Source organism: Afipia massiliensis, assembly GCF_014203115.1.
Lineage (GTDB): Bacteria > Pseudomonadota > Alphaproteobacteria > Rhizobiales > Xanthobacteraceae > Afipia > Afipia massiliensis.
Map to the genome: position 1 here is coordinate 784,759 of NZ_JACHIJ010000003.1, position 13,110 is coordinate 797,868.

A 13,110-nucleotide genomic window follows, 5' to 3' on the forward strand; every position below is an offset into this window, starting at 1 on the left:
CATCTTGTAGAGATGCTTAGGAGAAAAATCAGGCGCTGCGGCGCTTGGCCGTGACTTCGATTTCGACCTTCATCTCGGGCTTATAGAGGGCGGAGACCGCAACGATCGTTGCCGCCGGCCGGATGTCGCCGAGCGTTTCACCGCACACAGCGAACACCGCGTCGAAGTCCTTGGCGTCGGTGACGTAGTAGGTCGCGCGCACGAGGTCGGCCATCTCGAAGCCGCCTTCCTTCAACGCGATGGCGATGGTCTTGAAGCAGTTGCGGGTCTGCTCGGCCACGTCTTCGGGCAGGACTTTCGTGACGGGATCATAGCCCGTGGTTCCGGCGACGAAACAGAGATCGCCGTCGACGACGGCGCGGCTGTAGCCCGCTATCTTTTCGAAGGGCGATCCGGATGAAATCAGGCGGCGGGACATCGGTTTTTCCTTGTGACAGCAGAATTGCGGGGCTCATTTCAGGCCCCGCAATGCCGGGTCTTTGCGCTCAAATCAAGCGGCCTGAATGAGAAGCTTTCGAGCTTTGTCACCCGTGCGGATGCGCGGCCGCCGGGCTTTCGTGCCGGTCGCCGCGATCATACCCCAGGCCTCATCCAGCGCGCCGTCCCGCAGTTCCACCGCCAGCAGCCGGTCGCGCTCGAACGGGCCGGGCAACGCCAGTTCGCCGGTCTTCTCGGCTGAGAAGCCGAAGCGGGCGTAGTAGGCCGCGTCGCCGCGCAGGATGACCGCGCCATGGCCGCGGGCTTTCGCCGCCGCCAGCGCGTGAGTCATCAACGCCGCGCCGACGCCGAGCTTGCGGCAGGAGGCGTCGACCGCGAGCGGGCCGAGCACCAGCGCCGGAATGCCGCCGGCGCTGACGTGCCACAACCGCACGGTGCCGACCACGCGCCCCTCATGCACCGCGGAGAAGGCGAGGCCTTCGGCGGGCGCACGTCCATCGCGCAGGCGCTGGCAGGTGCGCGCATGACGGCCTTCGCCGAAGCTCGCATCCAGCAGCGCTTCACGCGCAACGACGTCCGAAGCACGCTCCGCACGGATCGCGAACGGAGCGGTATCGGTGGTGAGGGCAGCAGTCGTCTTCCAAACAGCAGTCGCTTTAAGAGCAGTCATGGCACGTCAGTCCCCACTCCAAACGGCAGGCTGCCGCGGAGTGTTGTCAGCAAAATCGCGATGTGACGGGATGGGAGCCGGCGGACCGGCTCCCGTTTTCTTGAAAGAACCGGATGCACTCGGGCGCAAAACCGGTTCCCACTTTTGCTAGCGCATCCGGCGCGAGCGATCAGATGTGGTAGGTCTTCAGCGGCGGGATGCCGTTGAAAGCCACCGACGAGTACGTCGACGTATACGCACCCGTGCCTTCGATCAGCAGCTTGTCGCCGATCTCGAGCGTGACGGGCAGCGGGTACGGCACCTTCTCGTACAGCACGTCTGCGGAGTCGCAGGTCGGGCCGGCGAGAATGCACGGAGCCATATCCGCGCCGTCATGCGGCGTGCGGATCGCGTAACGGATCGACTCGTCCATCGTCTCGGCGAGACCGCCGAACTTGCCGATGTCGAGATAGACCCAGCGGTTCTCGTCGTCGTCGCTCTTCTTCGAGATCAGAACGACTTCCGTCTCGATGATGCCCGCGTTGCCGACCATGCCGCGGCCCGGCTCGATGATGGTCTCCGGGATCTGGTTGCCGAAGTGCTTGCGAAGCGCACGGAAGATCGACCGGCCGTACTGCACGACCGGAGGAACGTCCTTGAGGTACTTCGTCGGGAATCCGCCGCCCATGTTGACCATGGACAGGTTGATTCCACGCTCGGCACAGTCACGGAACACCGTCGAGGCCATCGCCAGCGCACGGTCCCACGCCTTCACCTTGCGCTGCTGCGAGCCGACATGGAACGAGATTCCATAAGGCTCCAGGCCCAGACGCTTGGCGAGGTCGAGCACGTCGACAGCCATCTCCGGATCGCAACCGAACTTGCGCGACAGCGGCCATTCGGCGCCTGCGCAATCGTAAAGAATGCGGCAGAACACCTTCGCGCCGGGGGCGGCGCGGGCGACCTTCTCGACTTCTGCCGAGCAGTCCACTGCGAACATGCGGATGCCGAGCGCGAAGGCGCGCGCGATGTCACGCTCCTTCTTGATCGTGTTGCCATAGGAGACGCGGTCCGGCGTCGCACCGGCAGCCAGCGCCATTTCGATTTCGGCGACGGTCGCGGTGTCGAAGCACGAGCCCATCGAGGCCAGCAGCGACAGCACTTCAGGCGACGGGTTTGCCTTGACCGCATAGAACACACGGCTATCCGGCAACGCCTGCGCGAAGGTCTGGTAGTTGTCGCGCACGACTTCGAGGTCGACGACGAGACATGGCTCGGTGTCGAGGCCCTCGCTGCGGCGGTTGCGCAGGAATTCCTGGATACGGTCGGTCATAGCACTCTCCCCAAACGGCCCTGCGACGGACCGTCCAAAAAAATGATGTCGGGTATGAGCGCTTTGGCTGTCACGCGATGGAGGCGCGACCGAGCCATAACACTCAGACCAAACTGTGCTGCCGTGGATTGGTTGGGAAAGCTCCCGCCCGCACACCTGGCAATGAAGGACAAGCCTCTTCGGTATTCGCGCTGGCTGATGGAAAGCCAACAGAGACCAAAAAAGCCCGATCCGTCGTTGCTTTAAGTCGCGTCCCCCGTTGAGAGCGGGGTGCGCCGGTTCGCCTCCGGCTGCCAGTCACGGTTGCAAGGAGCAAAGTCACCTTCAACGGCATCCCTGGAGAGAGATGCTGGCCTCTTAAGTCTAGACTGACCTAAGTGACCCTCGGCTTCTTCGTCCCTTGGCGGCTGTCCGGCCTCTTGTCCGGATACCTACCGACTGACACACGACCACAGGCACGTGCGAAATTGGGCAAGGGTGAAATATGAGTTTTGAGTCTGCTTCGCAAGTATTTTTTGCGCCACGGGGCAAGTTTCCCCATGGCGTGATCGAAATGTCGCGCTTGCTGTGAACAGACGTTGAGAAAGATGAACGCGCGTTAAGCTTTGAGCGCGCGAAGCGCCGAGGCGAAGCCTCAAACCTTGCGCGTGAACGGCTCCACGCGCTGCGCGCCGCGCAGGAAGGCGATCATGATGGCGACGCCGATCAGGAAGAGCACGATCTGGACGATGTGAGCGGAGGTGTCGCTGAGCCCGAACAGAATCGCCAGCGCCCAGCCGCCGGCGAAGGCCGCGCCGAACACCTCGGCGCCGATCAGAATGGCGGCGCTGACGACGGTGATGACGCTGGGCCACGCGATTTCGCGGGCGTTGGCTTCAAGCTTCTTGGCGTTCATGACTTCTGATCCTGTTTCGGGCCGCAATCTCTGCGAAATCGCGGCTCCGATCAAGCGCTAAGGGCGCAAAAAAGCCCCACCGGATGGTATAGAGAGGCTAGTGTCCTGAATCCGAAGTTCGCCTGTTTTTTCGGCGCATTCCTAGCGAACTTCGGATTCAAAAGGACACTAGAAACCTATAATTCTAGTGTGGTTTTGGTTCGCAAGTCCGCAAAAGGACGCGCTGTAGAAACAATGCGGACTTGCGAACCACCACACTAGGGGAAAATCGCTGGAAATAAGGCCTCACCATGTCAGAAGTGCCCTCAACGGCTGCCGCCGCCTCCTCTTTACAAGCGCCGGGGGCCAATCCGCTCCTGCAGGCCTGGCAGACGCCGTTCGAGACGCCGCCTTTCGCCCAGATCCTTCCGGAGCACTTCCTGCCTGCCTTCGACAAGGCCTTTGCGGACCACACAGCGGAGATCGAGGCAATCAAGGCGAATCCGGCCGAGCCGACGTTCGAGAATACTATCACCGTGCTGGAGCGGGCCGGCAAGCTGCTCTCCAGGGTGTCGGCAGTGTTCTATGACCTCGTCGGCGCGCATTCGAACCCCGAGCTTCTTAAGATCGAATCCGAAGTGGCGCTGAAGCAGGCCCGGCACTGGAATCCGATCTCGATGGACGCCGCGCTGTTTGCCCGGATCGCCAGGCTGCGCGACAAGGCTGCCTCGCTCAAGCTGACGCCGGAGCAGGCGCGGCTGCTGGAGCGGACATGGACCAGCTTCCACCGGTCAGGTGCCGGCCTCAGCGAGGCCGCCAAGGCGCGCACCGCCGAGATCAACGAGCGGCTGGCCCATCTCGCCACCTCGTTCAGTCACCACCTGCTGGGTGATGAGCAGGACTGGACCATGGAGCTTGGCGAGGACGACCTTGCGGGGCTGCCTGACAGCTTCGTCGCTTCCGCCAAAGCGGCCGCAGCCGAACGCGGTATGCCGGGCATGATGGTGGTGACGCTGTCGCGGTCGTTCGTGGAGCCCTTCCTGAAGGACTCCAGCCGCCGTGACTTGCGCGAGAAGGTGTTCAAGGCTTTCACCGCCCGCGGCGACAACCGGAACGACAACGACAACAGCGCGATCATTCTTGAAGTTTTGAGGCTACGCGAGGAGCGCGCCAAGCTGCTGGGCTATCCAAGCTTTGCCGCCTACCGTCTGGAAGATTCCATGGCCAAGACGCCGGAAGCCGTGCGCGGTCTGCTGGAGCGGGTCTGGAAACCGGCTCGCGCCCGCGCCATCGCCGATCGTGACGCCTTGCAGGGTCTCATCACGGAGGAGGGCGGCAACTTCAAGCTCGCCGCCTGGGACTGGCGCCATTACGCCGAGAAGCTGCGCCAGCGCCGCGCCAATTGCGATGACGCCGCGATCAAGCCTTATCTCGCGCTCGACAATATGATCGACGCCGCCTTCGACGTCGCGACCCGCCTGTTCGGCGTCACCTTCAGCGAGCGCAAGGACATCCCGGTCTGGCACCCGGACGTGAGGGTCTGGGAGGTCAAGGACGCCAAGGGCAACCACAAGGCGCTGTTCTACGGCGATTACTTCGCGCGTCCGTCGAAGCGCTCGGGCGCGTGGATGACATCATTGCGCGACCAGCAGAAGCTCGACGGCGACGTCGCGCCGCTGGTTATCAATGTCTGCAATTTCTCCAAAGGAACAGACGGCCAGCCATCGCTGCTGTCGCCTGACGATGCCCGCACGCTGTTTCACGAATTCGGCCACGGGCTGCATGGCATGCTTTCGAACGTGATGTATCCGTCGCTGTCCGGCACCAGCGTGTTCACGGATTTCGTCGAACTGCCGTCGCAGCTTTACGAGCACTGGCAGGAGCGGCCGGAGGTGCTGCAGAAATTCGCGCGGCACTACCAGACCGGCGAGCCGCTGCCGGCGGATCTGCTCAAACGCTTCATCGCCGCGCGCAAGTTCAACCAAGGCTTCGCCACGGTGGAGTTCGTCTCCTCCGCGCTGATGGACCTCGAATTCCATACCCAGCCGGCCGCCTCGATCACTGACGTGCGCGCGTTCGAGAAGCAGGAACTCGACAAGATCGGCATGCCCGCTGAGATCGCGTTGCGCCATCGTCCCCAGCAGTTCGGTCACATCTTCTCCGGCGATCACTATGCGTCGGGCTACTACAGCTACATGTGGTCGGAAGTGATGGATGCGGACGCGTTTGGCGCGTTCGAGGAGGCGCATGATATCTTCGATCCGGCGGTGGCGAAGCGGCTGCACGACGACATCTATTCATCTGGCGGATCACGCGATCCTGAAGACGCCTACATTGCGTTCCGGGGCCGCAAGCCTGAGCCTGACGCGCTGTTGCGCCGTCGCGGTCTGCTCAATGAACCCGAAGCGGCCTGACCCAAGCGAGTTTGTCCCATGACGATGCGTCGATTGGTTCGATATCTATGCGCGGTGGCTCTGTTCGCAGTCACCGCGAGTGTGGCGCAGGCGCATCCGCATGTGTGGATCGTTGCCAAGAGCCAGCTTGTCTACGCGCCTGACGGCACCATCACCGGGGTGCGTCACGCCTGGACCTTCGACGACATGTTCTCGACCTATGCCCTGCAAGGCATCGAGACCAAGACCAAGGGTGTCTACACCCGCGATGAACTGAAGCCGCTGGCGCAGACCAATGTCGAGTCGCTGAAGGACTACGCCTTCTTCACCTTCGCCAAGACCGGCGCTGCGGGAGGCCAGAAGAAAGAAAAGTTCAACGATCCGGTCGATTACTATCTTGAATACAAGGATGCGGCACTGACGCTGCATTTCACGCTGCCGTTCAAGACGCCGGTCAAGACACCGGCGCTGGCGCTTGAGGTGTTCGATCCGTCCTACTTCATTGATTTCAAGCTGGATGAGAAAGATCCAGTTGTGCTGGTCGGTGCGCCGGCGAACTGCAAGCTGACGTTCCAGCGTCCGAGCGACGGCAGTACGCAAGCCCAGACCATGAACGAGCAGACCTTTCTGAACGGCGACAATTCGAACTATGGCGCAATGTTCGCCAACAAGATCACAGTGGACTGCCCCTGATGCTGCTCCGTCCGTCGCTTACGCGGATTGCGATGATCGGTTTCATCGCGCTCGTTGCTGCCGGCCTCGCCGATAGCCTGCTTCATACCGCTTGGGCTCAGAATCCATTCGGTGCGCCCAAGGGTGCTGTTCCAGACTCGCAGGCTGGCGGCATCATCGGATGGCTGCTTGCCAAACAATCCGAATTCTATCGCCAGATGTCGGCGACCATTCGTGCGGCCAAGACCGATGGCAGCGCCGTGTGGGCGCTGCTCGGCATTTCCTTCGCCTACGGCGTATTTCACGCAGCGGGTCCCGGTCACGGCAAGGCGGTGATCTCGTCCTATCTCGTCGCCAACGAGGAAACGGCCAAGCGCGGCATCGTGCTGTCGTTCGCATCCGCCCTGATGCAGGCGCTGGTGGCGATTGCGGTCGTCGGCATCGGAGCATGGCTGTTGAACGCCACTGCGAAGACCATGTGCAGCGCTGAGCGCGTCATCGAGATCGCCAGCTACAGCCTGATTGCGGCGTTGGGTGCGCGGCTGGTCTACGCTAAGGGCGGTGGGTTCTTCCGCGCCTTGCGATCGCTGCGCGGTGCGCCGACCCAGCAGCTGGTTCCGGCCATGGCGCATGCGCATGATCATCATGGTCACGCGCACGATCATTCGCACGCCGCTCACGCGCGCAATAGCCATCATGATCATGCCCATCACGACCATGATCACCATGCCCACGATCACGCAGGCCACGTTCACGACGAACATTGCGGACATTCGCACGGGCCGGAACCGAGCGCGCTTGCCGGTCCCGGCGGCTGGTCGCGCGGACTGAGCGCCATCCTGACGGTGGGAATCCGGCCGTGTTCCGGCGCCATTCTGGTGCTGGTGTTCGCGCTGGCGCAGGGCCTGTTCTGGGCCGGCGTTGCGGCGACGCTGTTGATGGGGCTCGGCACCGCGATCACGGTTTCCGCCATTGCGGTCATTGCAGTATCGGCAAAGGGGCTTGCTGCCCGCATGGCCGCTGGCCGTGACGGCGGCGGCGCCGTCTTGCTGCGCGGGATCGAGTTCGGCGCGGCCGCTCTGGTGCTGCTGTTCGGCGTCGGCCTGCTGCTGGGATACATTGCCGCGGAGCGTGTCACCTGCTTCTGATCGCCGTCGCCTTGACAACATTTTGGCAACGCGCGATGCCAGACCCGTCATGACAACGGTTATTCCTCTCGATGCACATCGGCCGGCCGCGCAGGCGGCGCCTTCACGCGTCGGCGTGTTGCTGGTCAATCTCGGCACGCCCGATACCGCCGACGCCCGTGGCGTGCGGGTTTATCTTCGGGAGTTCCTGTCCGATCCCCGCGTGATCGAAAACCAGGGGCTGATCTGGCAGCTGATCCTCAACGGGATCGTTCTTGTGATCCGCCCAAGCCGCAAGGCGAAGGACTATCTCAAGATCTGGAACACCGAGCGAAACGAGTCGCCGCTGAAGACGATCACGCGCGCGCAGGCTGAGAAGCTGGCGGCGTCGATTGCCGACCAGAAACACGTGATCGTCGATTGGGGCATGCGCTACGGCAATCCGTCGCTGAAGTCGCGTATCGACGCGCTGATGGCTCAAGGTTGCGACCGTATTCTGGTGATGCCGCTGTATCCGCAGTATTCGGCCTCGACCTCTGCCACGGTGGTCGACAAGGTCGCCGCCGCCTTGAAAGACATGCGCGCGCAGCCGACCGTGCGTTTCACGCCGCCCTATTATGACGAGCCGGACTATATCGACGCGCTCGCCGTGTCGATCGAGCGGCATCTCGCCACACTGCCGTTCAAGCCCGAGCGGATCATCGCGTCGTTCCATGGCATGCCGCAGTCCTACATCGATAAGGGCGATCCCTATCAGGCGCAGTGTGTGGCAACGATCGAGGCGCTGCGCGCACGCATGGGGCTGGATGACAAGGGTCTGATGCTGACATTCCAGTCGCGTTTCGGATATCAGGAGTGGCTTCAGCCCTATACCGCCCAAACCGTTGAGCAGCTTGCGAAGGACGGTGTGCGGCGAATTGCCGTTGTGACGCCGGGCTTCTCGGCCGACTGCATTGAAACGCTTGAAGAGATTGCGCTGGAGAATGCCGAAATCTTCCGCCATGCCGGAGGTCAGGATTTCTCGGCCATTCCGTGCCTGAACGACAGCGACGAGGGCATGGATGTGATCCGCCAGCTTGTGCTGCGCGAGCTTCAAGGCTGGATCTGACAGGCGGGCCAGCCGCCCCGTTCGAACCGTATTTCCCGTTTGATCGACCAAGAATCGACCAGGAGCAGAGCGGCTGTCGTGCACCCGTGCTAGACTGGTGCCGAGCCTCGCGTCTCAGATTCGTCCGCAGGGAGTTTTCAATGTCCGGTTTCGATATTTTCGCGATTGCATTCGTACTGCTTGTCATTTTCACATTGTTTGCCGGCGTGAAAACAGTATCGCAGGGCTATGACTGGACCATCGAACGGTTCGGCAAGTACACCCGTACGCTGGGTCCGGGCCTCAATATCATTATTCCGTACTTCGATCGCGTCGGCCGCAAGGTGAATATGATGGAGCAGGTGATCGACATTCCTGAGCAGGAAGTCATCACCCGGGACAACGCCACCGTGTCGGTGGACGGTGTCGCATTCTATCAGGTGTTTGATGCCGCCAAGGCGAGCTACGAGGTATCCAATCTCAATCAGGCGATCGTGACGTTGACCATGACCAACATCCGGTCGGTGATGGGGTCGATGGATCTCGATCAGGTGCTGTCGCATCGCGACGAGATCAACGAGCGGCTGCTGCGCGTGGTCGATGCTGCAGTTTCGCCGTGGGGTCTCAAGGTCAACCGCATCGAGATCAAGGACATCGTGCCGCCCGCCGATCTGGTCGAGGCGATGGGCCGTCAGATGAAAGCCGAACGCGTCAAGCGCGCAGAAATCCTTCAGGCTGAAGGCCAGCGCCAATCGGAAATCCTGCGCGCGGAGGGCGCCAAGCAGGCGCAGATCCTGCAAGCTGAAGGCCGCAGGGAAGCTGCGTTCCGCGACGCCGAGGCGCGCGAGCGTGCGGCCGAGGCGGAAGCCAAGGCCACCGAAATGGTCAGCAACTCTATCGCCAGCGGCGACGTGGCCGCGCTGAACTACTTCATCGCCGACAAGTACATCAAGGCATTTGGGCAACTCGCCGAATCGCCGAACCAGAAAATCATCATGCTGCCGATGGAAGCAACCGGGATGCTTGCGTCGCTCGGTGGTATCGCCGAGATTGCGAAGGCGACGTTCGGCGAGGGCGGATCGGCGTCCGCGCCGCGCCGTCCGCCGAATGTGCCGAACACCAAGCCCACCGTCTGAAGGTCATCTCGATGGCAGATCTTTTCGCGAAACTCGGAGCTTGGAACTGGCTGATCCTCAGTGTCGTGCTGATGGCGATCGAGACGTTCGCGCCCGGCGTGTTCATGCTGTGGCTGGGGCTCGCAGCGCTGATCGTCGGGCTGCTGTCGTTCGGTGTCGCGTGGTCGTGGCAGGCGCAGATCATCATTTTCGCGGCGCTGTCGGTCGCGATGGTGCCGTTGTGGCGATATTACTCCGGGCGAAATGCAAGTCCGACCGACAAGCCGTTTCTCAACAAACGCGCGGAGGGCCTGATCGGACGGGTCTTCATGCTTGAGAAGCCGATTGTCGATGGCATCGGCACGGTGAGGATCGACGACACGATCTGGCGCGTCTCCGGACCGGATGCGCCGTCCGGCAGTCGTGTCAAGATCATCCATGCCGACGGCGCGAGCCTGCGCGTGGAGCCGGCTTAGGCTTTTCGCCTACGCCACGCCTGCGCGCAGGATATCGTGCAGATGCACGATGCCGACCGGTTTCTTTCCGTCGGTGACGATCAGCGCGGTGATCTTCGACGTATTGAGGATCTCCAGCGCCTCACTGGCGAGCAGATCGGGGCTGATGGTCTTCGGATTTTTCGTCATGACATCATCGACCGTAGCGGTCATCAGGTCTGGCCGCATGTGACGGCGCAAATCGCCGTCGGTGACGATGCCGATGATTTCGCCGCGGGCATCGACGATACCCACGCAGCCGAAACCTTTCGACGTCATCTCCACCAGCGCGTCGGACATCTTGGTGCCGATCGGTTTGACCGGTACGGCAGCGTCCTTGTGCATCAGGTCGCGCACGAATTTCAGCATCGCGCCGAGTTTGCCGGAGGGATGCAGCGCGCTGAAATCGAGCGCGGTGAAGCCGCGGCTTTCGAGCAGCGCGACGGCGAGCGCGTCACCGAGCGCGAGCTGCATCAGCGACGACGTTGTCGGCGCGAGATTATGCGGGCAGGCCTCGCGCACCTTCGGCAGCGTCAGCACGATGTCGGCAGCGGCGCCCAGCGTGGAGTCAGCCTCCGAAGTCACCGCGATCAGTCCGATGCGGAAGCGGCGCGAGTAATTGATCAGGTTCTTCAGTTCGGCGGTCTCGCCGGACCACGACAGCGCCATGATGACATCGTCGGCGGTGATCATGCCGAGGTCGCCGTGGCTCGCTTCCGCCGCGTGAACGAAGAAGGCGGGGGTGCCGGTGGAGGCGAAGGTCGCCGCCATTTTCTTGCCGATGTGGCCGGACTTGCCGAGGCCCGTCACGATCAGGCGGCCCTTGGCCTCGCGAACGCGCGCGACGGCGGCGTCGAACGCAGGTCCGAGGTCTGACTGGAGGGCATTTGCCAGCGCGGTGACACCGCTCGCTTCGGCATCGAGCGTGCGCAGCGCGGATTCGATCGCCGCCGACGCGGGGCGGGTCGCGGAAGGGGTCGCTGTCCGCGATGTTGAGCTGGCCATAACAGGTTCCAATTGAGCGGGGGAGAGAGCGCCGTGCGCGCGTCGATCCGGGCAATTTACCTAGCACATCGAAGCGGGTGACGCGACGCGCTCCGGCCCTCGCAACGGGGCGTTAACCATAATTGTTTTAACTCTGTTAACGGCGTTGTTCCAGCGCCGGGCGGCGGCGTTCCGTCCGCAATTGTCTGAAGTTGTTTGGTTTTCCGGCGCGGCCCCAAGTGGCTTTCGGGGGCCGGGAGATGAGTGAAAGTGCAAGGCTCGCAGCAACCTGTCCGGTTGTGGGACCATCGCTGGCGTGCGCCCGAATGGCGTGCGCTGCCGGTGTGCGCTCTGCTGGCGCTGTGCCACCCCTCAATCGCATTCGCGCAGTCGCTCACTCCCGACATGCTGAGCCCCACGCAGGGCGGGTTCGCTCCGCGCGACCAGTCGCTGCTGCGCCGGACTGCGCAGGCTGACGATAATTCGCGCGGTACGCCTGCGCCGTCGCGGATCGGCACGATTCCGACCTATGGCATTCCGCCAGCGTCCGGCGCATCGGAGAGCGGCTTCGATTCGCTTAATCGCGTGCGAAAAAAGCCGAAGCTTTATCCCGGCGCGCCGAAGCCGAAGTTCGTCGGTCCAGGTAACCCGTCGCCGTCCACACCACGCGCACGCGTCGCAGCCCCGGTGTCACCGTCGGTCGCCGGCACGCTTCCCGGCCAGCCGCCGCGCCGCCGCCTGAAACTCGACGACGACCCGTTCGCCAATGTCGGCTTTCACAGCGGCGCGTTTCTGACCAAGGCAGCGGTCGAGCTCTGGGGCGGATACGACACCAATCCCGGCCGTATGAACCAGCCGAAGGGATCGGCATTCTACAGGGTGGCGCCGGAGTTGCTGATCGCGTCCGACTGGAAGCGCCATTCGCTGATTGCCGATCTGCGCGGCTCCTTCACCGGCTACGGCACCACATTTCCACCGGGCATCGACGGACCCTCGCCGGTGCCGACCAGCATCAATGCGCCGAATTTCAACGGCAGGATCAACGGCCGTATCGATGCCACGCGCGACACCCGCATCAACACCGAACTGCGGATGCGGGTTTTCACCGACAATCCCGGTTCGCCCAACATCCAGGCGGGCCTTACCAAATATCCGCTGGCGACAGCGATCGGCGGCACTGCGGGCATCGAGCACGATTTCAATCGCCTTCAGGTTTCGGTCGCGGGTCTCGCCGACCGCACGACGTATCAGCAGTCGATGCTCACCGACGGTACGAGCACGACCAACGACGACCGCAACTACAACCAGTTCGGTGGGCTCGCGCGCGTCAGCTACGACCTGATGCCCGGCCTCAAGCCGTTCGGCGAATTCGCCGCCGACACCCGGCTGCACGACGTGAAGTTCGACCGATCCACCTATCAGCGCGATTCCAACGGCGGCTATGTGAAGGCCGGCTCCACGTTCGAATTCTCGCGGCTGCTGACCGGCGAAGCCGCGGTCGGCTATTCGCTGCGCACCTATCGGGACCCGCGTCTCTCCGACATGAAGGGCCTCTTGACCAGCGCGTCGCTGATCTGGACCGCAACCGGGCTGACCACGGTGCGGTTCGACGCGACCTCATCCATCGGTGAGACCACGCTGGCCGGCGTTTCCGGTGTGATCTCCCGCGATTACTCGTTGCAGGTGGATCATGCGTTTCGTCGCTGGCTGATCGGCACCGCGAAGGTCGGCACCGGCACGTCAGACTACGACGGCACGCGCTTCGACAAGCGTTACTTCGTGGAAGGCGGTCTGGTCTACAAGCTGTCGCGCACGTTCCAGCTCAAGGCGCAGGTGCGCCACGACTGGCTGGACAGTTCGATCACCGGCGCGAACTCTGCTTCCACGGTGGTGATGCTCGGCATCCGCGTGCAGCGGTGAGGCCAAGCACTACACCTTACAGTT

The 13,110-nt window shown here is 62.8% G+C and carries 12 protein-coding genes; 7 read left to right on the forward strand and 5 right to left on the reverse strand.

The genetic code is table 11. The features are described 5' to 3' along the window. Positions 1-28: 28 nt before the first annotated feature. The 4 genes from HNQ36_RS13405 to HNQ36_RS13420 all read right to left on the reverse strand — a co-directional run bounded on the left by HNQ36_RS13405 (position 29) and on the right by HNQ36_RS13420 (position 3,315). The gene (locus tag HNQ36_RS13405; protein ID WP_184085790.1) at positions 29-418 is read right to left on the reverse strand and encodes a RidA family protein; all 390 of its coding nucleotides are present in this window, start codon (positions 416-418) and stop codon (positions 29-31) included. A 72-nt stretch (positions 419-490) separates the two neighbouring features. Continuing rightward, a complete protein-coding gene (locus tag HNQ36_RS13410; protein ID WP_184085792.1) occupies positions 491-1,108 on the reverse strand; it encodes a GNAT family N-acetyltransferase in 618 nt (205 codons plus the stop codon). A 169-nt stretch (positions 1,109-1,277) separates the two neighbouring features. After that, entirely contained in the window at positions 1,278-2,420 is a 1,143-nt protein-coding gene (locus HNQ36_RS13415; RefSeq protein WP_184085794.1) for a type III PLP-dependent enzyme, read from the reverse strand. A gap of 634 nt (positions 2,421-3,054) precedes the next feature. Next, positions 3,055-3,315, reverse strand: a complete 261-nt coding sequence (locus HNQ36_RS13420; RefSeq protein WP_019200051.1) for a hypothetical protein — start codon at positions 3,313-3,315, stop codon at positions 3,055-3,057. Positions 3,316-3,605: 290 nt separating this feature from the next. Here HNQ36_RS13420 and HNQ36_RS13425 point away from each other — a divergent pair, with 290 nt between their 5' ends. From HNQ36_RS13425 to HNQ36_RS13450, 6 genes are all read left to right on the forward strand, one after another. Next, the gene (locus HNQ36_RS13425) at positions 3,606-5,708 is read left to right on the forward strand and encodes a M3 family metallopeptidase (protein ID WP_184085796.1); all 2,103 of its coding nucleotides are present in this window, start codon (positions 3,606-3,608) and stop codon (positions 5,706-5,708) included. Positions 5,709-5,726: 18 nt separating this feature from the next. After that, the gene (locus HNQ36_RS13430; protein WP_184085798.1) at positions 5,727-6,380 is read left to right on the forward strand and encodes a DUF1007 family protein; all 654 of its coding nucleotides are present in this window, start codon (positions 5,727-5,729) and stop codon (positions 6,378-6,380) included. Then, on the forward strand, positions 6,380-7,507 hold the full coding sequence (locus HNQ36_RS13435) for a nickel/cobalt transporter (protein ID WP_184085800.1): 1,128 nt from the start codon (positions 6,380-6,382) through the stop codon (positions 7,505-7,507). The genes HNQ36_RS13430 and HNQ36_RS13435 overlap by 1 nt, the downstream gene beginning before the upstream one ends. Positions 7,508-7,556: 49 nt before the next feature. Further along, positions 7,557-8,594 (forward strand): ferrochelatase, encoded by a 1,038-nt coding sequence (hemH, locus tag HNQ36_RS13440; protein ID WP_184085802.1) that lies wholly within the window; start codon positions 7,557-7,559, stop codon positions 8,592-8,594. 140 nt (positions 8,595-8,734) lie between these two features. Then, positions 8,735-9,709: an SPFH domain-containing protein gene (locus HNQ36_RS13445; protein WP_184085804.1), complete on the forward strand. Its 975-nt coding sequence runs from the start codon at positions 8,735-8,737 to the stop codon at positions 9,707-9,709. An 11-nt stretch (positions 9,710-9,720) separates the two neighbouring features. Continuing rightward, positions 9,721-10,164, forward strand: coding sequence for an NfeD family protein (locus tag HNQ36_RS13450; RefSeq protein WP_184085807.1), 444 nt, complete (start codon positions 9,721-9,723; stop codon positions 10,162-10,164). Positions 10,165-10,173: 9 nt separating this feature from the next. On the opposite strand, the gene HNQ36_RS13455 is transcribed toward HNQ36_RS13450, so the two are convergent. Then, positions 10,174-11,187: a KpsF/GutQ family sugar-phosphate isomerase gene (locus HNQ36_RS13455; RefSeq protein WP_184085809.1), complete on the reverse strand. Its 1,014-nt coding sequence runs from the start codon at positions 11,185-11,187 to the stop codon at positions 10,174-10,176. 249 nt (positions 11,188-11,436) lie between these two features. Between HNQ36_RS13455 and HNQ36_RS13460 the strand changes: the two genes are divergently transcribed. Then, complete coding sequence (locus HNQ36_RS13460) at positions 11,437-13,086, forward strand: outer membrane beta-barrel protein (RefSeq protein WP_347339967.1); 1,650 nt, start codon at positions 11,437-11,439, stop codon at positions 13,084-13,086. Positions 13,087-13,110: the final 24 nt, after the last annotated feature.

What these genes read in the sequence shown, in the direction of transcription:
- HNQ36_RS13405 (WP_184085790.1), bottom strand. Translation starts at nt 418, where the DNA reads ATGTCCCGCCGCCTGATTTCATCCGGATCGCCCTTCGAAAAGATAGCG.
- HNQ36_RS13410 (WP_184085792.1), bottom strand. Translation starts at nt 1,108, where the DNA reads ATGACTGCTCTTAAAGCGACTGCTGTTTGGAAGACGACTGCTGCCCTC.
- HNQ36_RS13415 (WP_184085794.1), bottom strand. Translation starts at nt 2,420, where the DNA reads ATGACCGACCGTATCCAGGAATTCCTGCGCAACCGCCGCAGCGAGGGC.
- HNQ36_RS13420 (WP_019200051.1), bottom strand. Translation starts at nt 3,315, where the DNA reads ATGAACGCCAAGAAGCTTGAAGCCAACGCCCGCGAAATCGCGTGGCCC.
- HNQ36_RS13425 (WP_184085796.1), top strand. Translation starts at nt 3,606, where the DNA reads ATGTCAGAAGTGCCCTCAACGGCTGCCGCCGCCTCCTCTTTACAAGCG.
- HNQ36_RS13430 (WP_184085798.1), top strand. Translation starts at nt 5,727, where the DNA reads ATGACGATGCGTCGATTGGTTCGATATCTATGCGCGGTGGCTCTGTTC.
- HNQ36_RS13435 (WP_184085800.1), top strand. Translation starts at nt 6,380, where the DNA reads ATGCTGCTCCGTCCGTCGCTTACGCGGATTGCGATGATCGGTTTCATC.
- hemH (WP_184085802.1), top strand. Translation starts at nt 7,557, where the DNA reads ATGACAACGGTTATTCCTCTCGATGCACATCGGCCGGCCGCGCAGGCG.
- HNQ36_RS13445 (WP_184085804.1), top strand. Translation starts at nt 8,735, where the DNA reads ATGTCCGGTTTCGATATTTTCGCGATTGCATTCGTACTGCTTGTCATT.
- HNQ36_RS13450 (WP_184085807.1), top strand. Translation starts at nt 9,721, where the DNA reads ATGGCAGATCTTTTCGCGAAACTCGGAGCTTGGAACTGGCTGATCCTC.
- HNQ36_RS13455 (WP_184085809.1), bottom strand. Translation starts at nt 11,187, where the DNA reads ATGGCCAGCTCAACATCGCGGACAGCGACCCCTTCCGCGACCCGCCCC.